Here is a 26,257-nt window from a genome sequence, read left to right on the forward strand (position 1 = left end):
TTCTTCGGTGGAGAGGAATGCCTCATTCTAGCGCGCTCAGCCCCGTCACAGGTTCACAAGTTAGCAGGCTGAGAGCTACCATGAAGGGGTGCAGAAAGCCCTACTTCTTGAGAACATCCATCCGCTTGCCGTCTCAAATCTGAAGGCCCGAGGTTTCGAGGTCGCCACCGTCGGTGGTGCGCTCGACGAAGACGAGCTCATCTCGAAGCTCGCCGACGTCTCGGTGCTCGGCATTCGATCGAAGACCCACGTCACCGATCGCGTGCTCGCCAATGCCCCGCAGCTCGAAGCGGTCGGCGCGTTCAGCATCGGCACCAACCAGATCGACCTGCCTGCCGCCGCAGAGCGTGGCATCGCAGTATTCAACGCGCCATACTCGAACACCCGCTCGGTCGTCGAGCTGGTCATCGGCGAGCTGATCATGCTCGTGCGCCACATTCCCGAGAAAGACCGGATGGCGCACCGAGGCATCTGGGACAAAGCTGCGACCGGCTCGCACGAGGTGCGTCACCGCACGCTCGGCATCATCGGCTACGGCAACATCGGCGCCCAGCTCTCGGTCGTCGCCGAGGCCCTCGGCATGAAGGTCGTCTTCTACGACCTCGAAGAGAAGCTCGCGATGGGCAACGCCGAACGCCGGCACACGCTCAACGAGCTGCTCGAAGAGAGCGACGTCGTGACCCTGCACGTCGACGGCCGCAAGTCGAACACCAACTTCTTCGGCACCGAGCAGTTCGCCGCCATGAAAGACGGCGCAATGTTCATCAACAACTCACGCGGCCACGTGGTCGACATCGAGGCCCTCTACGACGCGGTCAAGAGCGGCCATGTCGGCGGTGCGGCGATCGACGTCTACCCCGCCGAGCCCAAGAAGCGCGGCGACGCCTTCGAGACCAAGCTCGCCGAGTTCGACAACGTCATTCTCACCCCGCACATCGGCGGTTCGACCGAAGAGGCCCAGCGCAACATCGGTCGCTTCGTCTCGGGCAAGCTCATCGACTACATCAAGCACGGCGACACCAGCCTGAGCGTCAACCTGCCGGTGCTGACGCTGCCTTGGACCGATGGCATCCACCGCATCGCCCACATCCACCGCAACATTCCGGGCGTGCTTGCGAAGGTCAACAACACGCTCAGCGATCTCGGCGTGAACATCGACAGCCAGGTGCTCGCCACTCGCGGCCAGATCGGCTACGCGGTGACTGACGTCAACGCCTGGGTCGAGGAATCAGTGCTCGATGCGCTGCGCGGCATGGATGAGACCATCCGCCTGCGCATCATGGGCTGACTTCCGCGCCCGGTCGCCCACACAAACGCCCGCAGTCTCGGCGCCCGACGGTGTATCATCGTTGGGTGCCGACTGCGGTGCCTCTCCCCGTAGCTCAGTGGACAGAGCAGAGGGTTTCTACCCCTTGTGTCGCGGGTTCAAATCCTGCCGGGGAGACTCAGAACCACTTGGAGGCCTTGTGCCACACGGCAAGAACATCATCTGGATCGACTGCGAGATGACTGGCCTCGATCTGCAGAAAGACGAGCTGATCGAGATCGCCGTGATCGCGACTGACGAGAACCTCAATGTGTGCGACGCCGGCATCGATCTAATCATCAAGCCGTCGGCGGATGCGCTGGCCGGCATGAATGACTTCGTGCGGAACATGCACACCGAGTCGGGTCTGCTCGACGAGCTCGATGACGGAATCTCGCTGGCCGAAGCCAACGATCAGGTGATGGCCTATGTGAAGAAGCATGCTCCGCGACCGCAGGCGAACCCGCTGGCCGGCAACTCGATCGGCACCGACCGCGGCTTCCTGGCACGTGATCTGCCTGAGTTGGACGAGCATCTTAACTACCGCAACATCGACGTGTCGAGCCTCAAAGAGCTTGCACGGCGGTGGTTCCCGCGGGCCTACTACCACTCCCCTGACAAGCATGGCGGTCACCGCGCGATGGCCGACATCATCGAGTCGATTCGCGAGCTCGACTACTACCGCCGCACCTTCATCGTGGCCGAACCCGGGCCGACGAGCGCCGAGGCGACGGCCGCATGCGAGGCCTCAGAAACCCGATTCGCGTCGCTGCTGCAAAACCAGTAAGATAAAACGCGCTGCGTTCGAGCGATCGAGTGCACATGGTGGCTATAGCTCAGTTGGTAGAGCGCCGGCTTGTGGTGCCGGATGTCGCGGGTTCAAGTCCCGTTAGCCACCCCAGTAAACTACTGGGGAGTAAGGCTCTCAGATGTCAGATGCCAACATTTATGCCAACATTCTGACTTCAGCCTAGACATCTGCGGATATGCAACCCACGGAAGTTTCTTGTCAAGGATCAGCCGATAGTGATGCTGTTCAAGTCCCGTTATCCACCCCATGCAGTCGAGGTGTGAGCTTTCGGCAGTCGAATTGTTCTCGGCAGGTTTTCAGCGTTCGCGTTTTGCGTGTTTCCCCATGTCAGGGCGATTAGTCATAATTCGGGATCTTTGAGCGTATGTCATGGTCTGGCGAGTTTACTGCGGGTCTTCCCGTCATCCTCGATATGCAGTCCGTGCAAGAACGCTTGGTTGCAGAGGCTGCGATTCTCGTCGTTGCAGCGGGCATAGATGTACGCACAGCTGCCCAGCAGGGTCAACGAGGGATGGAGATGTTAGCGAGCATCGGCGTACTCATCGTCATGCGCACGAGTGCATCGCACTTGTCGAGACGTTCAAATACCTCCGACACGTACTGTCGATCCTAAAACCAGTTTCGATACTGTGAACGTGACAGTCATCAACGTGAAAGTGTATTGGTTGGCACTTCCTTGCAATTCACATGCATATGTTGCATCGATATTCCCAGACCAGTCCAGTTGACCACCATCGTGGATATCCAGTAACAACAATTGAGAATTGCAGCCAGAGAAGCCTAAACCATGTTTTCTGATTGACTAGCTCAACTCATCTCTTGCTGGAGTTGCTCAGAGTCCAAGCCAGAGCATCAGGCAAAAGCGCGCCTCCATGGTTGGGACTATGTCCCCCTTGCCCTACAACCAAGCGCAGTTCGTGACCCGTCAGATCCAGCGCCGCTGCGGTCTTTAGATTCTCGGCGAACCAGTTGTCTCTGGGCTTGCCGTGGTTCAGATCGAACTGAGCTGTCTGCATGAATATCCGTATCGATCTTTGCGGGTTCGTGACCGCTAGTCTAGGAAATGGGTTTCCGCCTGGCATTTGCGGAAAGCTGGACAAAAACGAGATGCTTGCTTTAAAGCGGTCTGGACGTAGCCATGCAGCCGTTAGAGCGCAGTTTCCGCCACTGCTTCCCCCACATATGAGCCATTTGTCTGCGAGCGAAGACAATGACGGTGAGTTGTCGACCGCCAGCGGAAGGATCTCATCCACAAGGAAAGTCGCGTATCTGGCGTCAAATGCGTCATACTCTGCGTTGCGGTTCTTACTATTGTTCCTCTTCGGGTAGACACCTGGATCAACAAAGATTCCGGCCGTTGGAGGGATCAATCCATTTGCTGCGAGGTTGTCGAGCACTTGTCCAGCTCGTACGGGGCCATCGGGGTCGAGGTATAAGCTGCCATCCTGAAAGAAAATGACCTCGACAGGCATCCCTTTTCTTACGCTCGGTGGCTCTTTGAACCAGATCTTCCTGCTGGTTTCCGGGTATATCGCGCTCTGGTCATGCACCAACTGACGCAATGCTCCCTGGGGCGCGTTCGAATCGAGCATCGAGAGTGGCCCGAGCTGGTACTCTGCCACTTCTCCGTATTTCGGTTGAGGTGCATAGGGTATTGCGTGGCTCATTGTGTTCCTAAATCCTTCCTGGCGGTTGCATTGAACGTACGAACGCTCAGTCACCTATTCGTTTGTCATGACCCCACAGGAACCACATCAGCTAGAGAGGGTCATGCGATTTTGCTCGTGTCGAAGTGCCCGTCTTTGGCTTCAAAGCCTCAGGTATGTAGCCTTGTCTCTAGGTGTTGGCTGAGTCACCCCATGACCTCAGAACCCTCAGCGGTCTGAACCATCTGCCGCGAAACAGTTGGCCAGCATGGGAGGGTAAGCAACTTCGCTACCTTGGACCGCTTTTGCCATGAATGTTCTCCCTCCCCCGCCCAGTCTGTCTGTACCGGCCGACATGTCCGTGACGAACATTCATTGAGCAAGTTCAAAGCAAGTCACATTGAAGTCGGCAAAGCCGACATCGTCTTCTGGTCTGGGGCTTACGCTGTGTATAAGGGTCAGTGCTGTAGTGCTGTCAACGATCGTATCTCAATTGTCAGTTGATACTGTGGAAGAGTACCCGTAGACGGTCAACGGAATTGCCCACTGGCGGCTATGTCCTCTGCCTCGACCTTTGTTGGAAGGGTGCAGTCTCGAACTAGGTCGGGGCGGTGATGATGACGGTGTCGAATCTTTTATCACTGACTTGACGAGGAACTCCGGCACCGCGCGTGAAGTCTAACGAGAAGACCAAGGGAAATCCTTGAAGCGGAGGATGGCCCGACAGGGTCGTTGAGGGCAGCCGCGATGATGGCTGGCTGTTTGCACCACACGTTGAAAGCTCTCGTGACTGCCTGGCTTCGGGTCGGCCGATCGCAACCCGTGATCCCTAGGGCCTGCTGCAAGTTTGGTTGAGGTTATAGAGTGCATGGCTTTTGGGCTGTGCGGAAGGATGTTGATGCGGCCTCAATAATCAGTTCAGTGGTGAGTTCCAGCAGGACGCCATGAGATTGGTGGAGTCGAGGATTGTGCAGAAGCAGGTATGTCCGGATTTGCTAATCTCGAAGGCCCCGTCCCAGGCCTAGGTCGTAGAACTCAGTTGGAAGCTCACGAGCTATTTGCCAGTGACGCCCCGGAGACCATGCGACCTAACGCGCAGGCGTTCAAGCGGACTCGTGAGTTGCAGATGGAGAACCAGGTGTTGCGTCGCACTGCAGCACACTTGTCGCAGGTGCATGTCACATCGCTAAATTGATCTAGCCGCTCATCCAAGAGCAGGCCGCGGCCAGTACCCATGTCCGGGTCAGCCGCAGTGCCCACACCCACCACTCCTGCTACACTCATGCGACCAGCCGCGAATGAAGGAGCGACTCGCCAATTGGGTTCAACGCCTACCGCACGCCGAGCACCACGACACCGTTCGATCCGCCGTCACGCGCGCTCGCATCCGCTCGCTGACGACCCTGGCGGGGCCGCACCTCGCTGCCACAGGCCGATCGCCGATCAGCCCGCCACACCGCTGGCCAGTTTGATCGCCCATGAGGCGAGCGCCTCATGACCGGGCTGCTGCTCTCTCTGCTGCTCTCTCTGCTGCTCGGCGTGGTGCTGATTCTGGTCATCATCGTCGTCAACGGTTACTTCGTGGCGCAGGAGTTCGCCTACATGTCGGTCGACCGAGCCGGCCTGGCCGCCCGAGCCAAGACGGGCGACAGACGCGCCCAGCGAGCTCTCGCCGTCACCAAGCGCACCTCGTTCATGCTCTCCGGCGCGCAGTTGGGCATCACCGTCACCGGCCTGCTCGTCGGATACATCGCCGAGCCGTTGATCGGCGACTCCCTCGCCCAGATCTTCGGAGGCCTCGGAGTTCCCGCCGCCGTCACGATTCCGGTGAGCACCATCGGTGTGCTCGTGATCGCCACGATCGTGCAGATGATCTTCGGCGAGCTGTACCCGAAGAACCTCGCGATCTCGGCACCCGAGCCGCTCGCCCTGCGGCTGGCCCGCTCGACGCAGATCTACCTGGCCGTCTTCGGCTGGCTGATCACCGTCTTCGACGTCGCGGCCAACCTCTTCGTGCGTCTCATCGGCGTCAAACCGGTGCACGACGTCGATTCCAGCGCCTCACCACAAGAGCTGCGGCGGGCTGTCGCCGACTCCCGCGAGAGCGGACATCTGCCGGCAGATCTGGCCGTGCTCATCGATCGTGTGCTCGACTTTCCCAGCGACGACGTCGAACACGCGATGATCCCGGCGTCGCGCGTCGCGACGGTGACGCATGAGACGACCGTCGCCGAGCTGCGGCGCGAGATGGCCCACGGGCACAGTCGTTTTCCGGTGCTCGACGACCGTGCCGACCCCTGCGGCGTGGTGCAGCTGATCGATCTGCTGCGACACACCGGTGCCGAGACAGACCCCGTCTCGGTGATCATGCACACCCCGGTGCTCGTGCCCACCCTCATGCCGCTGCCCGCCGCGCTCGACGAGATGCGCGAGGCCGGTGCGCAGCTCGCCTGCGCCATCGACGAATACGGAGGCTTCGCCGGCATCATCACCACCGAAGACGTCGCCGAAGAGCTCGTCGGCGAGATCACCGACGAGCACGACGGAGGCCGCGAGAGCGCGCTCCACCGCATCCACGTCGATCAGCCCTCGCAGAGCTGGGAGGTCGGCGGCGACACTCATATCGACGAGGTGTCCCGCATCATCGGCAGACAGCTGCCCGAAGACGACGTCGAGACCGTCGCCGGCCTTGCGATCAGCGCGAGCGGCGCGTTCCTCGAACCTGGTGACACTGTGACCGTCGCGCTGCCCGCCGACCCGGCAGACCTCGCCGAGGGCGAACCGGTGCAGCGAGAGCTCGAGATCACGGCGCTTGAGGTCGAGCGGCTCGTGCCGAGCCGGCTGCGGCTGCACCTCATCGAGCGAGATGTGGATGCGATGGACACGCACCCGGCCACCCCAGACACCGAGGGAGGCCACCGATGACGCAGTCACCGCTCTTCGTCGTGATCGCGACCACCGTGCTCATCGTGCTCAGCGCATTCTTCGTCATCATCGAGTTCGCGCTGCTGGCCGCTCGCCGCCCCAGGCTGGAGGCAGACGCAGCGACGAGCCTGCGCGCACGAGCCGCGCTGCGCGGCATGAACGAGCTGACGATCATGCTCGCCGTGGCCCAGTTCGGCATCACGATCTGCACGTTCGCGCTGGGCGCGATCACCAAGCCCGCGGTCGACGCGTGGCTCAGCCCGATCCTTGCCGCCTGGGGCGCGCCAGACTGGCTGGCAGACAGCGGAGCCTTCGTGCTCGCACTGCTGTTCGTCACCTTCCTGCATCTGGTGATCGGCGAGATGGCTCCGAAGTCGTGGGCGATCGCCCACCCCGAGGCAGCTGCGAGCGCCGTCAGTCTGCCTGCCCGCGGTCTGGCCTGGCTGCTGCGCCCGCTGCTCGTCTGGATCAACCGCATCGCCAACCGTCTCGTCGCCGCCAGCGGCTACTCCCCCGCCGAGTCGCGCAGCACCGGGGGTCAGAACGTCGAGGCGATTCGTCATCTGGTCGAGCATTCGGCCGCCGTGGGCACGCTCGACGATGCGTTCCGTGCCCAGCTGGCGCAGGTGCTCGATCTCGAGCGGCTGACGGTCGCCGATCTGCTGCCTGCCGCACCATCGCATCCTGCCGCCGTCACGCAGGATGCGACCGCGGCAGACGTGCGCGACGTCGCCGCCGCCTCGGGTCACCTGCGGGTGCTCGTCGAACGCCCCGGCACTCCCGGTGTGGTGCATGTGCGCGACCTGTTGCTGCACGATGACGATGATCGCATCGACGACCTGGTGCGAGAGCCGTTGGAGTTCGCCGTCGACCTGCCTGCGCATGCGGCCCTCGCGCGGATGCGAAAGACCGGCCGCCAGTTCGCCGTCGCCACGAGAGATGGTGCGTTCGTCGGCGTGGTGACGATGTCTGATGTGCTGCGACGGGTGCTGCCGAACGGGGCCGGTCTGCGGCTGTGACGGGTTGCGGATGCGGCAAGGGCACGGCCTGCGCCGTTTGGCCGACACCGCCACTGATCGCTCCAGACTGGCAGGTTTCCGCGCAATCGGCGCAGGTGCGGAGCGATCCGTGTTGGCAGAGAACCACACAAGCTGGCCAGGCTCTCCTGGCAGGCTGGCGATCAGCTGCTCAGCTGGCTACTCAGTCGACCGCGAGCGCATCATACGGTCACACGGTCAGGCTGTGGCGTACGCTTCGCGGAAGCGTGCTCTCGCCCGCTGATACCGCTTTCGAGCTGCGTCCGGACGAAGTCCAAGGATCCCTCCTGCCTCGGCGACACCGAAACCATCCCACACGACCAGCCGCAGCAGTTCTTGATCGTCAGCGGGCAGCATCCGCAGAGCGTTGATCGCGCGCCCCTGCTGCCTCGTGAGCTGCACGCCCACGACCTCTTTGAGCTGAGCCTGCAGCATCTGCCTCAGCGATTCGCTGGCTTCGGTGCGGCGTCTGCGTTTACGGTGGTGGTTGGCGGCGACTTTGCGGGCGATGCCGAAAGCCCACGCGCGCTGCCCGTCAGTGGTCGCCGGCAGACGGTCGATCTTCTGCCACATCACGAGAAGAGTCTCGGCCGCGCAGTCAGGGGCTTCGTGGTTGGGCTGCACGCGCATGGCGAAGTAGCGGACCAAATCGGGCAGCAGGGATGCCACGAGCGGCTCGAAACGGAGGGCGTCATACTGCTCATGTGTGCTTCCAGCGGTCGAGCTGTGATCGCAGCCGCATTTGCTCTGATCGTTGTTGGCAAGTGAGCTGTTCTCGCTGGGGGCAGGCGAGTTCTGATCGCTGTCGCCTAGTGTGCTCTGATCAATGCTGTTGGGTGAGCTATGAGCTTCTGATGCAGCGGCCTGGTCAGTCGTGGTGTTCATCGACGTGCCGCCTCACGCAGGATGTCGGCATCGGTCGATTGGGCAAGATCTTCACGAACCACGTCAACGTCACCGCGTCGTGCGGCGTCGTTCACATCGTGCATGTGATCGACGACTCCGCCGCCATCGCTTGAGACCGTGGCCGGCCACTCGACTGACTTTTGGAGCATGTCGACAGCCTGACTCTGGCGGTTGACGTCGCCGGCTTCATAGGCATCGACCCATTCGGCCTGCCAGAGTGTGCGTGTGGCCATTTCGTCAATAGTGACCAGAGTTGTGCGCTGAGTTATCGCGCCCGGCACGTTCTGCTGAAACGTCACTGCGAGATGCCGAGCCAGTCCTTCGCTGTCGAGTCCTTCCGGCAGCTCGAGATAGTCTGGCCACTGAGCTGCCGCATAGTCGACGAAGTCTGAGGCTCCGGTGTCGATCCATTCGCTGTCGTCGGTTTCGGTGCTCACCGTTCCTTCTGGTGCCTCGCCACCTGGAGCTGCACCGAACCATCCGGTCTGAGCCATGTAGCCTCCGGCTACGGCCACCGTCGGAGCGCCGATCAGCAGAGCTGCCGCCACCATCGCACCGGCGATTTTCGACTTCGACCAGCGCGGTTTGATACGGGCCGTCTGCACGACCTCTTGCACTATACGTGCGTTTATCTGAACATCATGCTGTGGCTTGAGCTGTTCTCCGGCGCCGAGCAGCGCCTGCAATGGATCGTCATCGACGAATGATCGTGATGGTCGCTCATGTTGCGTGTCATGCATTTGGTACCCTCCCAAGGTCTGGCGTGCATCTGTCGGAGGCTCCCAGCCGGCCGTCTCGTCCGTCAGGCCGTGTCGTCCAACAGCGAATGCGTCGCTCGTCATGCACATGCGAGAAGCAGTTGCCTCTCACCTCATACATGTCACCGACCTCCACAAACGTGACATCGACTGAAGAGAATCTTGCCCTTTTATCTGCGACGCCTCAGGTTTTCTGCGACGCTTCAGGAGTTGGGGTTGACGATCAGCCTTGGCCCTTCCCGTTGAGGGGTCAAGGCCTCTCCCCTGACAGATCTAGGCGGCGAAAGCACAGAAGACGCTAACAAAACCGTGTGAAGGTCACGACTTCTAAGCTCTCGACGAAATCAAACAGATTCTGCACACCCGACGTGCCGAAAGTGCAACGGTTCTGCACACTCGAGGACCTCGAGGCAGACCAAAACCGCAGGTTCTGCACATTTGACGGCCGCACAACAGCCCATGCAACCGGTTCTGCCCTGTGAGATCGCTCCACACCTGCACCGATTGGCCGGCACCGCCACCGATCGCTCCAGATTGGCAGGTTTCCGCGCAATCGGCGCAGGTGCGGAGCGATCCGTGTCGGCAGAGAAGCGCACCGCCCCCACCAGTTCCGTCGCACGCGCCGTACCGAACGCGAGACAATGGGATGGTGAGCACCGAGACAGACCGCACCATGGCATCCGCCGTTCAGGCCACACCTAGCCCAACCCCCGCACAGACCACACCAGGCCAAAACCTCATCAACACCGCGCCAGAGCCACGCGCCGCAACAGAGCCACGCGCCGCAACAGAGACGAGCCCCGCCATCTCAGCACCCGAGATCAACGTCACCGACACCGCCCTCATCTTCGAGGGAGGAGGTATGCGCGCCGCATGCACCGCCCCAGTCGTGGCCGGCCTCGTGCGCGAGAACATCAACTTCGGCTGGGTCGGCGGGGTCTCGGCAGGCTCATCGCACACCGTGAACTACCTGAGCCGCGACCCTCTGCGGGCACGCAAGTCGTTCGTCGACTTCGGCGCCGACCCGAACCTCGGCAGCCTCGGCACCTGGCTGCGCGGCAAGGGCGCCTTCAACTCCGACTACATCTATCACCACACCTCGAACCCCGGCGAGGCGCTGCCGCTCGACTGGCAGATGTACCGACGCAACCCCGCGCAGTTCGCGATCGGCGCCTTCTGCGCTGACACCGGCGACACCGTCTACTGGGGCCGCGACGACATCGCGAGCTTCGACGGTCTGCTCGACCGGGTGCAGGCCTCGTCGACGATGCCGATCTTCATGCCTCCCGTGCACCTCGACGGGCGCACCTACGTTGACGGGGCTCTCGGCCCGACCGGCGGCATCGCGCTGGATGCTGCCCGAGCAGCCGGGTTCGACAAGTTCGTCGTGGTGCTGAGTCGTCCGCGCGACTATGTGAAACCGCGGTTTCGAGCGGGCGCTGCGGCCCGGCTGGCGTTCCGGCGCTTTCCCGCGGTGCCGGCTGCGCTGGCTGCCCGACCCGAGCACTACAACCGCACCCGGGCCGAGCTGTTCGAACTCGAACGAGCCGGCAGGGCCTACGTGTTTGCACCGACCGGGCTCACCGTCAGCAACCAGGAGCGCAACGTGGCGAAGCTCGCGCAGTCGTATGCCGAGGGTGCGGCGCAGTTTCGCAGCGAAGTCGACGCGATCAGAGAGTTCGTTGGTCTCGCACGTCCTGCACAGGCGTAGCCTGAGGCTATGAACGTCGCCCCTGCCGCACTCCCCGACCTCGCTTCGATTCCCGCGCTGGAGCCGCTCGCCCACGCCGACACGATTCTCGTGTTCGACGGCGAGTGCGAGTTCTGCCGGCGCTGCGTCGACATCTTGCAGAGCCTCGATCGACATGATCGCGTTTACTCCGTGCCCTCGCAGAACCTGCCGGTGCGCGAAGCGCTGCGTCTCTCGGCCGACGAGGCCGCCGAATCGGTCTGGCTGTACGTGAGGCTGCCCTCTGGCCGATGGATGCGATGCTCAGGCGCCGCGGCCGTCGACAGCGCATTGGACATCGCGTTGGGCGGGCGTGTGCTTCGCACGATCTACCATCTGCCCGGTGCCGCCCGTCTGCAGGAGCACCTCTATCGCCGAGTCGCCGACGGCCGCGGCCCGAGCTGCAGCCTGTCAGATCAGGCTGCCACAATCTCAAAGGAGTCTTAGCCCACATGCGCATCTTCCCCTGCCCGGCCTGCGGTTCAATCGTCTATTTCGAGCAGCGCGCCTGCATGGAGTGCGGAACGGAGGTGGGTTTCTCAAGGGCAGACCGCACCATGGTGCCGCTGACGGACGGTGTCTGGATCGACGACAAGGGAGACCGCTGGCATCACTGCGAGAACGAGCGCATCGGCTGCAACTGGCTGGCCGAATCAGCCGACACTCTGTGCTTCTCATGTGCGCTCACGCGCAGCGTTCCCGACGACCTCGACGAACGAGTGATCCGGCTGCTCGCCGAGACCGCCGAGGCGAAGCGGCGGCTGGTCTTTCAGCTCGACGACCTGGATCTGCCCATCGTCAGCCACTGCCAGCAGTCTGACGGCGGGCTCGCATTCGACCTCGACGCTTCGACCGATGACAAGAAGGTGATGATCGGCCACATGAACGGCGTCATCACCATCGACATCACCGAGGCGCAGGATTCGCACCGTGAGGCGCTGCGCGCGCTGCTCGACGAGCCGTACCGAACCATGCTCGGGCACTTTCGACACGAGATCGGTCACTACTACTGGCAGGCACTGGTTGCTCAGCACGATGACTGGCTGCAGCGCTTTCGCGATCTCTTCGGCGACGAGCGGCAGGATTACGGCGCAGCGCTCAACGCCCACTACGGCGATGACGACGACGAACGGCGGCAGGATCGCGCCACACGCAGCGAGAATTACATCTCGCAGTACGCGATGACGCATCCTTGGGAGGACTTCGCCGAGACGTTCGCGCATTTTCTGCACATCGCCGACACGCTGCAGACCGCTGCAGCACACGGCCTGCAGCTGCGCTTTCCTGATTCCTGGCCAGACAAAGTGAGGGTCGAGCAGACGTCGATTCCCACGCTCGCCGGGGCACCGACAGCAGACGCAGCAGACCTCTTGTCGATCTGGAATCCGCTGGCGACCGCGCTCAACCGAGTGAATCGCTCGATGGGCAAGCACGATCTCTACCCGTTCACGATCACCGATCAGGTCGCTGACAAGCTGACCTTCGTGCTCGAGCTTGTGCGCCACTTCGCCGGAGAGAACTCGGTAATCACCTCGCCCACGCACTGAGCGACAAAAGTACCCCCAGGAGTATGTTGTGCTACGCTCTCATGTATACCCACCAGGGTATTCAGATCAACTGACCGCAGAATGACCTGGACGTCTCACTGCTGAGCCGCCGACACGGCATCTGTGACAGATCGCACGCAACGAGGGGAACACCATGCGCATCATCATCGTGGGAGGCGTCGCAGGTGGCATGAGCGCCGCAGCACGCGCCCGACGACTCGACGAATCGGCCGAGATCATCGTGCTCGAACGCGGCGATCACGTCTCGTTCGCCAACTGCGGGCTGCCCTACTATGTCGGCGGCGAGATCGCAGACGAGTCGAAGCTGCTCGTCCAGACCCCAGAATCGCTGCGCGCTGCGCTGAACCTCGACGTGCGCGTGCGCAACGAGGTGACGGCCGTCGACATCGACGCTCGCGAGGTGACTGTGCGCACCGACGACGGTGACGAGACGCTGTCGTACGACGCGCTGATCCTCTCGCCCGGCGGGCGCGCGCGGCATCCGCAGATCGAAGGCATCGACTCGCCGCGCCTGCACACGCTGCGTTCGGTGCATGACGCCCTCGCGCTGCGCGAGCAGGTCACCTCGGGAGCCCGCCGCGCCGTCGTGCTCGGCGGCGGCTTCATCGGCATCGAAGCTGCCGAGAACCTCGCCAGCGCCGGCCTCGAGACCACCCTCGTGCAGGCGGCGTCGCACGTGCTCACGCCACTCGAGCCCGAGCTTGCGGTGCTCGTGCGCGACGAGCTCGAGTTCATCGGCGTCGACGTTCGCGAGCGCACCACGGCCGTGAGCATCCAGACGGGCGTCGATCACGACGTCGCCTCACTCAGCGACGGCACCGAGGTGCCCGCCGATCTGATCGTGCTGTCGGCAGGCGTGCGACCCGACACCGAGGTGTTCGAGAGGGCTGGCATCGCCTGCGAACGCGGCGCGATTCTGGTGGACGCCGCCGGCCGAACCAGCGCGCCCTCGGTCTGGGCGGTGGGTGACGCGACCGCCAGCGTGGATGCGGTGACCGGTGTGCGCCGACCCGTCGCGCTGGCTGGGCCTACGAACCGGGCCGGGCGACTCGTGGCCGACAGCATCCTGCGCGATGGCGACCCGCATCCGCTGCCGAAGCCGGTCGGCACCGCGGTGCTGCGCATCGGCGGGCTCACGGCCGCGTTCACCGGGGCCAATGCCGACGCGCTGCGCGATGCCGAGATCGACTTCGAGACCGTGCATCTGCATCCGCTGCAGCACGCGGGCTACTTTCCCGGTGCGCAGGCGATGCACATGATCGTGCACTTCAGGCGACCCGACGGGCTCGTGCTCGGTGCGCAGATCGTGGGCGCCGACGGGATCGACCGTCGCATCGACGTGCTCGCCACCGCGATTCGCGCGCAGATGCGCATGGTCGACCTGATCGATCTCGATCTGGCCTACGCTCCCCCGTTCGGGCAGGCGAAAGACGCTGTCAACCTGGCAGGCATGGTCGGCGAGAACGTGCTGAACGGGCAGCAGCGGCTGTGGCATGCGGCTGATCTCGATGCGGTGATGCGCGAGTCGCTCGTCGTCGACACCCGTTCGCCGCAGGAGTTCGCCGACGGACACCTTGCCGGCTCGATCAACGTTCCGCACACAGTGGTGCGGGAACATCTGGCCGACATCGAGCTCGCTGCCGGAGGTCGGGCGGTGTGCACGCTCTGCGCGGCCGGCGTGCGCTCGCACATCGCAACGCGCGTGCTGCTGCAGCATGGGCTCGATGCGGCGATGCTCTCGGGCGGCATGCAGACGCTGCGCGCGGCCCTGCGCGCCGAGGGCCGCGAAGAGCTCATCACCACTTCGAGTGCGTTCGCCGCACCGACTCCGGAGTTCACATCGAAAGGAACCCAGTCATGATCAGTGACGACCCTCAAGCTGTTCGCCGCATCGTCAACCGGCTGCGCCGTGCACGCGGCCAGCTCGACGGCGTCATCAACGCCATTGAGAACGAGGCTCCCTGCCGTGACGTGGTGACGCAGCTCTCGGCTGTGACCAGCGCCCTGGACCGGGCGGGCTTCGCAATCATCTCCACCGCGATGCGCGAGTGTCTGTCCGAAGACGCAAAGCCGTCCGATGCAGAGTCGTCTGGTGCCGAGGTCGCCGAGGCCTCGAGTGACGCTTCCTCTGCAAAAGAGAGCCCCACACGAACAGGCGATGCCAAGCTGACCACCGCGGAACTCGAGAAGCTCTTCCTGATGCTCGCCTGAGCATCCACGACGACGACCACACACTAAGGAGACCACGATGTGCCAACAGACTCGATGCAAGACCTGAGGCAAGATCACCTGGCGCGGCTGCGGCCAGCATGTCGACCAAGTCATGCGCGGCGTGCCGAAAGACCAGCGCTGCCCCGGACATGAGAAAGAGCAGCAGCACGCAGGCTGGTTCGCCAAGATCTTTCGGTGAGCCGGCCCTCTGCGGGCGCATACGGCTGCCGAAGTCGCCATGTCTTGCCCGGCGATCGAGTCGTGCCGCCTCACACGCTGGCCCGCTTCGCCGTTGACCCACTCACACTGAACGGATATACATAGACGATGGCTACTCAAGAGATCACAGTCGAGAACATCAATGAGACAATCACCGGCAACGACATCGTGCTGCTCGACTTCTGGGCGTCGTGGTGCGGCCCGTGCCGCGCATTCGCGCCCGTCTTCGAGAACGTCTCAGAGAAGAACCCCGAGATCGTGTTCGGCAAGGTCGACACCGACGCCCAGCAGGAGCTGGCGCAGGCCTTCCAGATCAGCTCGATTCCGACGCTCGTGATCTTCCGCGAGCAGATTCCGATCTTCGCTCAGCCCGGTGCGATGAACATCGCTCAGCTCACCGAGATCATCGAGAAGGTCGGCCAGCTCGACATGAACGAGGTTCGTGCCGAGATCGCACAGCAGCAGGCATCGCAGCAGGCGACGGAAGAGGATTCTCAGGGCGCGCCGAGCGCACAGGCTGCACAGGCCTCAGGCGACGAAGCGTAGACCACGGGAGACGGCGCTTAGGTCGCAGATATATCGAACCGCCCAAGGCCGCGCTCTCTCACGAACGGGCGCGGCCTTCGAGCATCAGTCCTGGTTCGCGTCTGCCTCGAACAGGTCGTTCATCAGCTGAGCCGATTCGGGTGCGCCGGCATCGAGCGATTCGACGTCACGCAACCTGCGCTCGACCGCGCGCGTGCGCCGACCGGCCTCGTCGACAGTGCGCTGGGCCGTCTGCAGCTGCTTACTGAGCTTCTCCCACACCTGCCCGTACTTGCCGAACTCGGTTTTCGCAGCGCTCAGGATCTTCCACACCTCAGACGTGCGCTGTTCGATGGCCAGAGTCTTGAAGCCCAGCTGCAGACTGTTGAGCAGCGACATCAGCGTCGTCGGCCCGGTCACCATGACGTGGAACTGCGTCTGCAGGTCGCTGGCCAGCCCCGGGCGGCGAATCACTTCGGCGAAGAGCCCCTCGGTGGGCAGGTACATGATTGCGAAGTCGGTGCTGTGCGGCGGATCGATGTACTTGCTCGCAATGGTCTTTGCCTGCAGGCGAACTGCCTTCTCGAGGCTGCGGCCGGCAGCCTCGATGCCGCTGGTGTCGGCGGCCTCCTGCGCCTGCAACAGACGCTCGTAGTCTTCTTGTGGAAACTTCGAGTCGATCGGCAGGTAGACCACCGACGTCTCGTCACGCCCTGGCAGCCGCACGGCGTATTCGACGTTCTCGGTGCTGCCGGGGCGAATGATCACGTTGCTCTCGTACTGATCGGGCGCCAGCAGGTCTTCGAGCTGACGCCCGAGCTGTACCTCTCCCCAGCTGCCGCGATTCTTCACGTTGGTCAGCACACGCTTCAGGCCGCCGACGTCGGAGGCGAGCGTCTGCATCTCGCCGAGGCCTTTCTGCACCTGTTCGAGCCGATCGCTGACCATTCGGAATGACTCGCCCAGGCGCCGTTCGAGCGTGCCCTGCAGCTTCTCGTCGACGGTGGCGCGCATCTGTTCGAGCTTGCGTTCGTTGTCGGCCCGCAGACGCGCGAGCTCTGTCGCCAGCGTCTCATTCAGCGTCTGCATGCGCTCGGCGAACGAAGCCAGCCGCGTATCGACCGCCGCCCCCATCTCGTGTCGTGCGCGGGCGGCATCCTCACGCTGCAGAGCAGCTGCCTGCGACTGAGCATGCTCAAAGGCCTGCAGACGCTGTTCGACCACCTGCGAGTTCTGCACGAGCTGCTGCCCGAGCGCGTGCTGCTGGGCGTAGAGATCAGGTTTGAGTTCGCCCACGGCTGCACGCACCTCGCGGCCGAGCGCACGCGAGTCGACCGCCGAAGCATCCCCACGACCCCCGCGCAACAGCAGGACGATGACGATCAGGCACAGCACGGCGATCAGCCCCAGCAGAGCCAGCATCAGCACATTCATTCTTGTCGCTTCCTCACTGTTGACGGCCATGGCGCAGGCGAGGCTGCGTCGTCATGAGCTTAGAGCGAACCTCTGACATCACTCGTCACTGCAGGGGGAACCGGCAGCGGCGTCACGCCTGACGTCCCACTGCAGGGAAGCCTCAGTGCCCGGCGGCCTGCAGCTGCTGGTCGATGATCTTGCTGAACGCCGCGACTGGCTGGGCGCCTGAGACGCTCTTGTCTCCGATCAGGAATCCCGGGACACCGTCGATGCCCTGCTGCTGCGCGTCGGTGGTGCTCTGCTGCACGGCCTGGCGCAGGTCGGCGCGATCGAGGTCTGCCGTGAATCGATCCATGTCTGGCACCTTGGCCGTCTGAGCGAAGGCGATCAGGTGGTCGCGGGGCATGTCGGGGTGCCCGCTCTCCGGAGCCGCTGCGTACAGGGCTTCGAGGTACTCGACGTAGCGGCCCTGCTCGCCGGCGGCCCGTGCGGCGACCGCGGCGTCGACCGACTGATCCCCGAAGAAGGCCACATCGTGAAACTCATAGCGCACCTTGCCGGTGTCGACATAGTTCTGCAGAATCGTCGGCAGCGTCTGGTTCGCGTAAGCCGCGCAGAAGGGGCAGCGCAGGTCGATCCACTCGACGATGGTCACAGGTGCGTCGATGTCTCCGACCGCCATGGGATCGTTCTGCTGGTGACGGGCTGCGCGATCGGCCTGCGTCGTCTGGGTCGTGGTCGGCTCAGACTGCCCGTTCGACTGTTTGAAGGCGAGGGCGACGACGGCCACCAGCGCGATCGCGAGCACGATGGCGAGAATCGCATTGGCGATGTGCGCTCGGCACAGGCGACGGTTCAAGTCGTCGATCAGCAGCGCGGCGGGCTTTCGCCCACCTTTCGAGTTGGGGCGGGATGCTGGCTGAGTGGTGTGCGGCGAAGTGGGCATGATGCCTCTCAGGGTACCAGCCAGCTGTGAGCAGCCTGATCTGTCCAGCCAGCCGACGGGGCCTCCGTGACATCTCTCCTGATTCCACTACCTCATACCCACTCCATATTCCCCGGCTCATCACCCGGCCCCTGGCCCCGGCCCCTCATCGGGCCCCTCATCGGGACATGGCAAATGCACGCCCACAGCATCCAGACATGGAACTTGGCATGTCTCGAAGGGCTGAGACGACATTTGCCATGCCTCGATACCGCTCAACCCCGGCGACTAACCTTGAGACATGTCTTCCACTCCCTCTGCCCTGCCCGCCGAATGGTTCGACCAGCTGCGCCGCTGGCCCGATGTCGAAGCCGACAATCTGCAGGCCTCGGACGCGACCGACCGGCTGCTGCTCTCCGAAGCCGCTGAGCAGATCGCCGCGAGCGCACCGGGCGAGGTGGTCGTGCTCGGTGACACGCACGGCGCTCTGACGCTGGGTGCGCGGATGCTCGGTGCAGTCCACGTGCGCGTGTGGACTGACGCGCTGGTCGCCGAGCAGGCCATCCAGGCCAATGCCATGCGGCTGGGTCTCACGGAGGGCTGGCGCACGATCGCACTCGATCCCGAGGAGTTCGCCGGTGCTCGCATCGTGCTGGCACAGCTGCCGCGCAGCCTCGATCAGCTGCGGCTGCTGGTCGACCTCGTCGCAGCACACCCGGCCGAAGGCGTACAGGTCTACTGTGGCGGGCGAGTCAAGCACATGTCGCTGAGTATGAACGACGTGCTCAAGTCACGTTTCGGGCAGGTGCACGCCTCGCTCGCGCACCAGAAGTCGCGTCTGCTGCTCGCCAGCGAGCCCCTCGCCGAAGACAGCACGGCAGACGCTGCCCGCAGCACTCACAGTGCCAGCACGGCGAGCGCCGCCCCGCTGCCCTTCTCGGAAGCCGAGGTCGATCCGAGCCACGGCATCGCACCGATCACAGTATGTGCAGTGCCCGGGGCCTTCGCCGGAGCTTCGCTCGACATCGGCACACGCGCGCTGCTGCCCTATCTGTCACAGGCAGCGCAGGATGCAGTGGTCCGGTTCTTCGAGCAGCAGCGGGCCGAGAGCGGCTCGAGCGACCAGAGACCGGTGGCCGTCGACCTCGGGTGCGGAACCGGCATCATCGCGACCGTTCTCGCCCGAGCCGATGCCCGGCTGCGTGTGATCGCGACCGACCAGCTGAGCAGCGCCGTCGCATCCGCACGGCTCACCGCCGCTGCGAACGGTCTCGCAGATCGCATCGAGGTTCGCCGTGACGTGCTGCTGTTCGAAGCGGAAGACGACAGCGTCGATCTCGTCGCCTGCAACCCGCCGTTCCACGTCGGGGCGGCCGTTCATACCGGCGTGGCGTTCGAAATGTTCGAAGAGGCCGCACGAGTGCTGCGACCAGGCGGCCGACTGCTGACCGTGTTCAACTCGCACCTGCACTACGCATCCGACCTGCAGCGCATCGTCGGGCTCACGCGGCAGCTCGACCGCAACCGCAAGTTCACCGTCACCGAGTCACGCGCCCGCTGACAGCGGCCAGCAGCTGCCCGATCGTGTAAACCGCACACACGCCTCGGCCGGGCAGCGGCTGCGTGACGGATGGGTCTCGCCACAGTCCGAAGACCCCCCACCGACGCCACAGGCACGAAGAAGGCCCGCCGACACGTTGATCGGCGGGCCTTCGGCGGCTGGGCGTCAGCGAATCAGTAGTACTCGCCCTGACGGAAGTTCCAGCTGTTGAAGTGCTTCGACAGAATCGACAGAATGCGGTCGAGATAGAGGCCCTTGCGAATCAGCGTCGGGCAGGGGGTGATCGAGCGGTCGCCGTGCTGCTCGGGCACGATTTTGCCGTCTGCGTCGACCATCGACACCATGACGCCCTGTTCGTAGCGGGTCTCTTCGGTCTCGTTCGGCTGAATCGACTTCACGTAGTCGTTGGCCTCGATGATGAGGTCGGCGCTGTCGTGAATGCGATCGCCGATGCCGTCGACCTTGCCGCGGTTGCCCTTGCCAGACGGGTTCGCCGAGCTGGCGAAGGCGAGCTTGCCCTGCTCCCACAGCGCGGCCGCGAGGTTCTCGCCCGGCGTGCCGAAGCGGATGACGAAGCAGCTGGTGCCGCGCACGTCGCGTGCCAGCTCACGAGCGTGCTCGTCGGGGATGAATTCGAGAGCGTCTTCGCGCCACGGCAGGATGCAGCCCATCAGGATGTCTTCGTCCCAGTGCTGCTGGTAGTAGGCCTCGATCTCAGGGGTGAGCTGTGCGAGACGCTTCAGCTGCTCCATCGACCCGCAGAGCACGACACCCGGCTTGTTGCGGTTGCGCTGCTTGGCCTCGAACTTGCGCTCGAGCCCTTTGCCGTCAGAGGTCATGATGATGTAGCCGACCTTGGTCGGGCTCACGATCATGCCGCCGTCGCCGAGAAGGATGTCAAGCCCCTCCTGCTGCACGCCGCCGTTCCAGTGGATGGTCTTGGTCTCGTTGCTCATCTCGCCTTCATTCCTGCTCTCGGGATCCGTGCTGTGCACGGCCACTCATCTTACCGCGGTGTCTGCCGCGCTCACTCGCCGGTGACGTGCTCGCCCTCGCCGACCCAGGCACGCAGTTCGTCGACGCCATCGAAGCGCGACAGCGCTTTCCGGTGCCCATACGGCGTGTGTGCGAAGTAGTCGGCGTACGGTTCGAGCTGCACCTCGATCTGCTCCCCCGCATCGAGGTTCTGCTCGACGACGTCGATCACGCCGGTCGCCACGAAGACGTGCACGAACCACTCGATCTTCATCTCGGGCTGCCGCACCTCGAGCAGACGCCAGTTGCGAAACGCGTATCCGGTCTCTTCTCGCATCTCCCGCTTGGCCGCATCCAGCACCGAGGCATCCTCGGGCTCGACGCCGCCGGCCGCGACGCCGCCCATGCGCACCACGCCGTTGGGCTGGTGCTCGTTCTCGGTGATCACGTTGCCGTCATCGTCGATGCCGATGACCACGACGGTGTCAGCGCGGCGCAGCATCTCGAAGGTGGCCGTCGACCCGTCGAAGAGCGTCTGCGGCCACTGATAGGTGTCGAAGATCACTCCGCGAAAGACGAGCTCGGCCTGCTGCGGAATCAGGTGGGCGCTCTGCGGCAGCCAGCGTTCGGTCACTGCTGTGCACGCTCCAGGATCAGCTCGCGCACACGCTTGGCGTCTGCCTGGCCGTGCATGGCCTTCATGACCGCCCCGATGATCGCACCGGCTGCCTGCACCTTGCCGTCTTTGATCTTGGCGAGCACATCGGGCTGAGCCGCGAGGGCTTCGTCGATCGCAGTGGTGAGCGCCGAGTCGTCTGAGACGACCGCCAGGCCGCGCTTGTCCACGACCTCGCGGGGGCTGCCCTCGCCGGCCAGCACGCCCTCCAGCACCTGGCGCGCCAAGCGGTCGGTCAGGGTGCCCTCGTTGATCAGGGCGTCGATCTCGGCGACGTCCTCGGGCGTGACGCTCAGGTCGGCCACCTGCTGCTCGAGTGCGTTGGCGATGCGGCTGATCTCGCCCGTCCACCATTTGCGTGCGGATGCCGCAGTGGCGCCCGCCTCGACCGTCGCCTCGACCTGGTCGAGCAGACCGGCGTTGATGATGTCCTGGAACTCGCGAGCTCCGAGGCCCCACTGCTCTTTGAGACGCCGACGACGGATCACCGGCTGCTCGGGCAGCGTGGCGCGCAGCTCTTCGACCCGTTCGGCAGGCGTCACCACCGGCAGCAGGTCGGGCTCGGGCATGTAGCGGTAGTCGTCGGCGTCGCTCTTGATTCGACCCGAGATCGTGATGCCGCTGGCCTCCTGCCAGTGCCGGGTCTCCTGCGTGATGGTGCCTCCGGCGCTGAGCACGGCGGCCTGACGCTGAATCTCGTAGCGCACCGCCCGCTCGACCGAGCGCAGCGAGTTGATGTTCTTCGTCTCGGTGCGAGTGCCCAGCTTCTCCTGCCCACGGGGGCGGATGCTGACGTTCGCGTCACAGCGGATCGAACCTTGGTCCATGCGTGCGTCAGAGATTCCGAGCGCCTTGACCATGTCCCGGATGGCGGCGACGTAGTCGCGGCCGATCTCAGGGGCGCGCTCTTCGGTGCCCATGATCGGCATCGTCACGATCTCGACCAGCGGCACGCCCGCGCGGTTGTAGTCGACCAGCGACGAGGTCGCGCCCTGGATGCGCCCCGAGCCGCCCTGATGGGTCAGCTTGCCGGCGTCTTCTTCCATGTGCGCACGCTCGATCGGAATGTGCACCACAGTGCCGTCTTCGAGCTCGACCTCGACCGACCCCTCGTAGGCGATGGGTTCGTCGAACTGCGAGATCTGGTAGGCCTTGGGCAGGTCGGGGTAGAAATACTGCTTGCGCGAGAAGCGGCAGACCTCGGCGATGCTGCAGCCCAGCGCGAGCCCCAGACGGATGCTGTCGGTGATGGCCTGCTCGTTGACCGTCGGCAGCGTGCCGGGCAGGCCAAGGCACAGGGGCGTGACGTTGGTGTTGGGGCCGTCGCCGAACTCGTTGGGAGCCCAGCTGAACATCTTGGTCTTGGTGTTGAGTTCGACGTGCACCTCGAAGCCGAGCACGGGCTCGTAGAGTTTGATGGCCTCGTCGTAGTCGAGCAGTTCGTCGCTCATCGTGCCGCTCCTTCTGAATCGTGAGCCGTGGCATCCGTCGCGGCGCCGCCTTGGGCTCCTGAACGCACTGCCAGCTGCGGAGCCTGATCGATGATCGGGCCGCCCCACTGCTGCTCGAGCAGCGTCTCGACCGCACCGGCGAACTCGTAAAGACGAGCGTCTTCGAACGCCGGAGCGAAGGTCTGCAGACCGACCGGCAGACCGTCTTCGGCGGCGAGCCCGATGGGCTGGCTGATCGCCGGGATGCCGGCGAGGTTCGCGGGGATCGTGGTGATGTCAGCGAGGTACATCGCGAGTGGATCCGACAGCTTGTCGCCCAGCGGGTAGGCGGTCGTCGGCGAGGTCGGCGAGATGAGCACGTCTGCCTCGTTGAAGGCCGCTTCGAAGTCACGCTGGATCAGGGTGCGAACCTTCTGCGCCTTGCCGTAGAACTGGTCGTAGTACCCGGCGCTCAGCGCGTAGGTGCCGAGGACGATGCGGCGCTTGACCTCGGGGCCGAAGCCGGCCTCACGAGTGGCGGCCATCATGTTCTCGACGGTGGGCTTGACGCCCTCGGGCAGCACGCGCAGACCGTAGCGCACACCGTCGAACTTGGCGAGGTTGCTCGAGGCCTCGGCCGGCAGCACGAGGTAGTAGGCCGAGACTGCGTACTCGAAGTGCGGTGCCGAGACCTCGACGACCTCGGCGCCCTGTGCGGTGAGCAGGGCGACGGTCTCGTCGAAGCGGCTGCGCACGCCAGCTTGGAAGCCGGGCTGGTTCAGCTCACGGATGATGCCCACCCGCAGGCCCTTGAGCGATTCGCCGGTCTGCCCGCGACGTGCGGCTGCGGCGAACGAGGGCCATTCGGTGGTCAGGCTGGTGGAGTCTTTGGGGTCGTGCCCTTTGATGACGTCGTGGATGAGAGCGGTGTCGAGCACGTTGCGCGCGACCGGCCCGATCTGGTCGAGCGAGGATGCCAGAGCGATCGCTCCCCATCGCGAGACGCCGCCGTAGGTGGGCTTCACACCCACGGTGCCGGTGAGTGCGGCAGGCTGGCGGATCGAGCCGCCGGTGTCGCTGCCGAGCGCCAGCGGAGCCTCGAACGCGGCCACGGCCGCAGCCGAGCCGCCGCCCGACCCGCCGGGGATGCGATCGAGCGACCACGGGTTGTGCGTCGGCCCGTATGCGGAGTGCTCTGTGGTCGACCCCATGGCGAACTCGTCCATGTTGGTCTTGCCGATGATCACGGTGTCATGCTGACGAAGGTGTTCGACGGCTGTGGCGTCGTATGGCGGGTTCCAGCCCTCAAGAATGCGCGAGCCCGATGTGGTGGGCTGCCCCTTCGTGGTGAGCACGTCTTTGACGGCCACCGGCACGCCCGCGAGCTGGCCCAGCTGCTCGCCGGCTGCTCGCCGCCGATCGATGTCGGCCGCGGTGGCAAGCGCCTCTTCGGTGTTGATGTGAAGGAAGGCGTGCACGTCTGCGTCGACGCCCTGGATGCGGTCCAGGTGCGCCTGTGTCGCCTCGACGGAAGAGATCTCGCCGGCAGCAAGCTGCGCGGCGAGCTCTGAGGCTGGAAGTCTGGTCAGGTCGGTCATTTCATCCGTTTCTCTGCGGGCTGGTGATGCGCGCACATACGACGATGCGTTCTGACGTCTCGTTCGTGCGGCGAAGAGCTGGGTTCGGCCGGGTCGCGACGCGGCCTCGTCCGGAATGGGTCAGGCGCCGAGGATCGACGGCACGCGGAAAGAGTTGCCGTCGCGATCGGGGGCATCGGACAAGGCTTCGTCAGGGCTGAGCGTCTCGCCGACCACATCGGGGCGAAAGACGTTGGTCAGCGGAATCGGGTGACTCGTCGCCGGCACGTCGGGAGTGGCGACCTCGTTGACCGACGCGACGGCCTCGAGAATCTGCTCGAGCTGCGGCGTCAGTTCGTCGAGTTCTGCTTCAGAGAGTGCGATGCGAGAGAGGCTCGCGAGATGAGCGACTTCGTCGCGGGAGATTTCAGCCATGCATACCAGTGTAGCCAGTTCGCCCGCCTGCGATCAGCGCGCCGCAGGAAGATGTGCCGGCAGCTCGACGGAGCGCTCCGTCGAATTGCCTCACAGCGGGGGCGATCGTACAATGACGCACCAATGTCCCCCGATAATCTTCCTCCCGCATCCGATCACCATGTCTCGCCCTCGGAGCCCTCGTCGGCTTCCACGGTGCGAACGCCCGCCTCTCAGCCGGCAGACTCCGACAGAGCAGCCGCGATGCCCGGCGGCTCGCCCGAGAAGAGGGTGCGCCTGATCGTCTTCATCGCCACGATGGGGGCGATCGGCTTCGGCTACGACACCGGCGTCATCAGCGGTGCGCTGCCGTTCCTCACGCTGCCGCAGAGCGAGGGCGGCCTCGCGCTCACGCCTCTGCTCGAAGGCATCGTCACCTCGTCACTGGTGTTCGGCGCCGCTCTCGGCGCCGTCGTCGGCGGCAGACTCGCCGACGGCATCGGCCGACGCCGCTCGCTGCTGCTGCTCGCAGCGATCTTCGTGATCGGGTCCGTGGGCACCGCTCTGGCGCCCACGGTGACGGTCATGGTGATATTCCGCATCGTGCTGGGTCTCGCCGTCGGCGGCGCCTCCACGGTCGTGCCCATCTTCATCGGCGAGGTCGCGCCTCCGGACAAACGCGACCGCCTCGTCTCGCAGAACGAGCTGATGATCGTGACCGGTCAGCTGCTGGCCTACACGTTCAACGCGATCATCGCCGCGGTCAGCGACTCGCACGGCACCTGGCGCATCATGCTGATGATCTGCGCGATCCCTCCTGTGCTGCTCTTCGCCGGCATGCTCTTCGCGCCCGAGTCGCCGCGCTGGCTCGCTGCCAACGGGCAGCAGAAGCGCGCCTGGCGTGTGCTCCGGCTGCTGCGCCCGCGGCCGCAGGCGGCCAAAGAGGTGAAGGCCATCACCGCCTCGATCGAGATCGTCAAAGACGAGCCGAAGGCCTCATGGCGCGATCTGAGAGTTCGATGGATTCGCCGTGTCGTGCTGATCGGCGTCGGCCTCGGCGCCGTGCTGCAGCTCTCCGGAGTGAACTCGGTGATGTACTTCGCTCCCACGATTCTGCGTGAGAGCGGGCTGGGCACGCAGGCCTCGCTGGTCGCCACCATCGGCAACGGAGTCATCGCCGTGCTCGCCACGCTGGTCGGCATCAAGTCGCTCGCAAAGCTGCCTCGCCGACGCATGCTCGTCATCGGTCTGAGCGGCATCGTCTCAGCACATGTGCTGCTGGGGCTGGCCTTCCTGCTGCCCACGAGCTTCGCCCGCAGCATGCTGATCCTGGCCCTGATGATGGTGTTCCTCTTCTTCATCCAGTCGATGGTCGCCGTGGTCTACTGGCTGATGATGAGCGAGCTGTTCCCCCTGCGCATCCGCGGCTTCGCCGCCGGCATCGCTATCTGCATGCAGTGGGTGTTCAACGGCGCCGTCGCGCTGCTCTTTCCGAGTCTGCTCGATGCGATCGGTGGCACGACGTTCTTCATCTTCGCCGCCGTCAACGTGCTCAGCCTGATCTTCGTGCTGACCGTCGTGCCCGAGACCTACGGCCGCTCGCTCGAGCAGATCGAACAGGATCTACAGCGCACCGAGTGAT

21 protein-coding genes, 2 tRNA genes and 1 pseudogene are annotated in these 26,257 nt (G+C 64.3%); 14 read left to right on the plus strand and 10 right to left on the minus strand.

Annotation, left to right across the window (positions count from 1 at the left end; translation table 11 throughout):
- Positions 1 to 85: 85 nt before the first annotated feature.
- The 4 genes and pseudogenes from serA to F8O09_RS03045 form a co-directional block, all read left to right on the plus strand.
- Positions 86 to 1,288, plus strand: a pseudogene (gene serA, locus F8O09_RS03030) (phosphoglycerate dehydrogenase); the annotation flags it as partial.
- An 83-nt stretch (positions 1,289 to 1,371) separates the two neighbouring features.
- A tRNA-Arg gene (locus F8O09_RS03035) sits at positions 1,372 to 1,444 on the plus strand.
- Positions 1,445 to 1,466: 22 nt separating this feature from the next.
- The gene (orn, locus tag F8O09_RS03040) at positions 1,467 to 2,093 is read left to right on the plus strand and encodes an oligoribonuclease (protein ID WP_225732832.1); all 627 of its coding nucleotides are present in this window, start codon (positions 1,467 to 1,469) and stop codon (positions 2,091 to 2,093) included.
- A 38-nt stretch (positions 2,094 to 2,131) separates the two neighbouring features.
- Positions 2,132 to 2,207, plus strand: a tRNA-His gene (locus F8O09_RS03045).
- A gap of 722 nt (positions 2,208 to 2,929) precedes the next feature.
- Here F8O09_RS03045 and F8O09_RS03050 read toward each other — a convergent pair.
- Entirely contained in the window at positions 2,930 to 3,838 is a 909-nt protein-coding gene (locus F8O09_RS03050; RefSeq protein WP_225732833.1) for an alpha/beta hydrolase, read from the minus strand.
- Between the two features lie 1,419 nt (positions 3,839 to 5,257).
- On the opposite strand from F8O09_RS03050, the gene F8O09_RS03055 reads away from it, so the two are divergent.
- On the plus strand, positions 5,258 to 6,688 hold the full coding sequence (locus F8O09_RS03055) for a hemolysin family protein (protein WP_225732834.1): 1,431 nt from the start codon (positions 5,258 to 5,260) through the stop codon (positions 6,686 to 6,688).
- Positions 6,685 to 7,707: a CNNM domain-containing protein gene (locus F8O09_RS03060; protein WP_158053894.1), complete on the plus strand. Its 1,023-nt coding sequence runs from the start codon at positions 6,685 to 6,687 to the stop codon at positions 7,705 to 7,707. Before F8O09_RS03055 ends, F8O09_RS03060 begins: the two co-directional genes overlap by 4 nt.
- A gap of 216 nt (positions 7,708 to 7,923) precedes the next feature.
- Here F8O09_RS03060 and F8O09_RS03065 read toward each other — a convergent pair whose 3' ends face one another.
- Both F8O09_RS03065 and F8O09_RS03070 read right to left on the minus strand, forming a co-directional pair.
- The gene (locus F8O09_RS03065) at positions 7,924 to 8,610 is read right to left on the minus strand and encodes an RNA polymerase sigma factor (RefSeq protein ID WP_158053895.1); all 687 of its coding nucleotides are present in this window, start codon (positions 8,608 to 8,610) and stop codon (positions 7,924 to 7,926) included.
- Positions 8,607 to 9,371, minus strand: coding sequence for a hypothetical protein (locus tag F8O09_RS03070; protein WP_158053896.1), 765 nt, complete (start codon positions 9,369 to 9,371; stop codon positions 8,607 to 8,609). The genes F8O09_RS03065 and F8O09_RS03070 overlap by 4 nt, the downstream gene beginning before the upstream one ends.
- Positions 9,372 to 10,038: 667 nt before the next feature.
- On the opposite strand from F8O09_RS03070, the gene F8O09_RS03075 reads away from it, so the two are divergent.
- The 6 genes from F8O09_RS03075 to trxA all read left to right on the plus strand — a co-directional run bounded on the left by F8O09_RS03075 (position 10,039) and on the right by trxA (position 15,662).
- Positions 10,039 to 11,100, plus strand: a complete 1,062-nt coding sequence (locus tag F8O09_RS03075; RefSeq protein ID WP_225732835.1) for a patatin family protein — start codon at positions 10,039 to 10,041, stop codon at positions 11,098 to 11,100.
- A gap of 9 nt (positions 11,101 to 11,109) precedes the next feature.
- A complete protein-coding gene (locus tag F8O09_RS03080; protein ID WP_158053897.1) occupies positions 11,110 to 11,565 on the plus strand; it encodes a thiol-disulfide oxidoreductase DCC family protein in 456 nt (151 codons plus the stop codon).
- Positions 11,566 to 11,570: 5 nt separating this feature from the next.
- Entirely contained in the window at positions 11,571 to 12,665 is a 1,095-nt protein-coding gene (locus F8O09_RS03085; protein ID WP_158053898.1) for a putative zinc-binding metallopeptidase, read from the plus strand.
- A gap of 154 nt (positions 12,666 to 12,819) precedes the next feature.
- On the plus strand, positions 12,820 to 14,547 hold the full coding sequence (locus F8O09_RS03090) for an FAD-dependent oxidoreductase (protein WP_158053899.1): 1,728 nt from the start codon (positions 12,820 to 12,822) through the stop codon (positions 14,545 to 14,547).
- Positions 14,544 to 14,897, plus strand: a complete 354-nt coding sequence (locus F8O09_RS03095) for a metal-sensitive transcriptional regulator (protein WP_158053900.1) — start codon at positions 14,544 to 14,546, stop codon at positions 14,895 to 14,897. Before F8O09_RS03090 ends, F8O09_RS03095 begins: the two co-directional genes overlap by 4 nt.
- Positions 14,898 to 15,224: 327 nt before the next feature.
- Positions 15,225 to 15,662 (plus strand): thioredoxin, encoded by a 438-nt coding sequence (gene trxA / locus F8O09_RS03100; protein ID WP_158053901.1) that lies wholly within the window; start codon positions 15,225 to 15,227, stop codon positions 15,660 to 15,662.
- Positions 15,663 to 15,746: 84 nt separating this feature from the next.
- Here trxA and F8O09_RS03105 read toward each other — a convergent pair whose 3' ends face one another.
- Positions 15,747 to 17,075, minus strand: a complete 1,329-nt coding sequence (locus F8O09_RS03105; protein WP_158053902.1) for a DNA recombination protein RmuC — start codon at positions 17,073 to 17,075, stop codon at positions 15,747 to 15,749.
- A 142-nt stretch (positions 17,076 to 17,217) separates the two neighbouring features.
- The gene (locus tag F8O09_RS03110; RefSeq protein ID WP_158053903.1) at positions 17,218 to 18,003 is read right to left on the minus strand and encodes a DsbA family protein; all 786 of its coding nucleotides are present in this window, start codon (positions 18,001 to 18,003) and stop codon (positions 17,218 to 17,220) included.
- A gap of 280 nt (positions 18,004 to 18,283) precedes the next feature.
- Here F8O09_RS03110 and F8O09_RS03115 point away from each other — a divergent pair, with 280 nt between their 5' ends.
- The gene (locus F8O09_RS03115; RefSeq protein ID WP_158053904.1) at positions 18,284 to 19,543 is read left to right on the plus strand and encodes a class I SAM-dependent methyltransferase; all 1,260 of its coding nucleotides are present in this window, start codon (positions 18,284 to 18,286) and stop codon (positions 19,541 to 19,543) included.
- 173 nt (positions 19,544 to 19,716) lie between these two features.
- Here F8O09_RS03115 and F8O09_RS03120 read toward each other — a convergent pair whose 3' ends face one another.
- The 5 genes from F8O09_RS03120 to gatC form a co-directional block, all read right to left on the minus strand.
- Positions 19,717 to 20,499: an L-threonylcarbamoyladenylate synthase gene (locus tag F8O09_RS03120; protein ID WP_158031057.1), complete on the minus strand. Its 783-nt coding sequence runs from the start codon at positions 20,497 to 20,499 to the stop codon at positions 19,717 to 19,719.
- A gap of 71 nt (positions 20,500 to 20,570) precedes the next feature.
- Positions 20,571 to 21,152, minus strand: a complete 582-nt coding sequence (locus tag F8O09_RS03125; RefSeq protein WP_158038265.1) for an NUDIX hydrolase — start codon at positions 21,150 to 21,152, stop codon at positions 20,571 to 20,573.
- Positions 21,149 to 22,645: an Asp-tRNA(Asn)/Glu-tRNA(Gln) amidotransferase subunit GatB gene (gene gatB, locus F8O09_RS03130; protein ID WP_158053905.1), complete on the minus strand. Its 1,497-nt coding sequence runs from the start codon at positions 22,643 to 22,645 to the stop codon at positions 21,149 to 21,151. The genes F8O09_RS03125 and gatB overlap by 4 nt, the downstream gene beginning before the upstream one ends.
- Positions 22,642 to 24,222, minus strand: a complete 1,581-nt coding sequence (gene gatA, locus F8O09_RS03135; RefSeq protein WP_158053906.1) for an Asp-tRNA(Asn)/Glu-tRNA(Gln) amidotransferase subunit GatA — start codon at positions 24,220 to 24,222, stop codon at positions 22,642 to 22,644. The genes gatB and gatA overlap by 4 nt, the downstream gene beginning before the upstream one ends.
- Before the next feature lie 120 nt (positions 24,223 to 24,342).
- A complete protein-coding gene (gene gatC, locus F8O09_RS03140) occupies positions 24,343 to 24,636 on the minus strand; it encodes an Asp-tRNA(Asn)/Glu-tRNA(Gln) amidotransferase subunit GatC (RefSeq protein WP_158031053.1) in 294 nt (97 codons plus the stop codon).
- Positions 24,637 to 24,759: 123 nt separating this feature from the next.
- Between gatC and F8O09_RS03145 the strand changes: the two genes are divergently transcribed.
- Positions 24,760 to 26,256, plus strand: a complete 1,497-nt coding sequence (locus tag F8O09_RS03145; protein ID WP_225732836.1) for a sugar porter family MFS transporter — start codon at positions 24,760 to 24,762, stop codon at positions 26,254 to 26,256.
- Position 26,257 lies beyond the last annotated feature (1 nt).

Source organism: Pseudoclavibacter sp. CFCC 11306 (assembly GCF_008831235.1).
Lineage (GTDB): Bacteria > Actinomycetota > Actinomycetes > Actinomycetales > Microbacteriaceae > Pseudoclavibacter_A.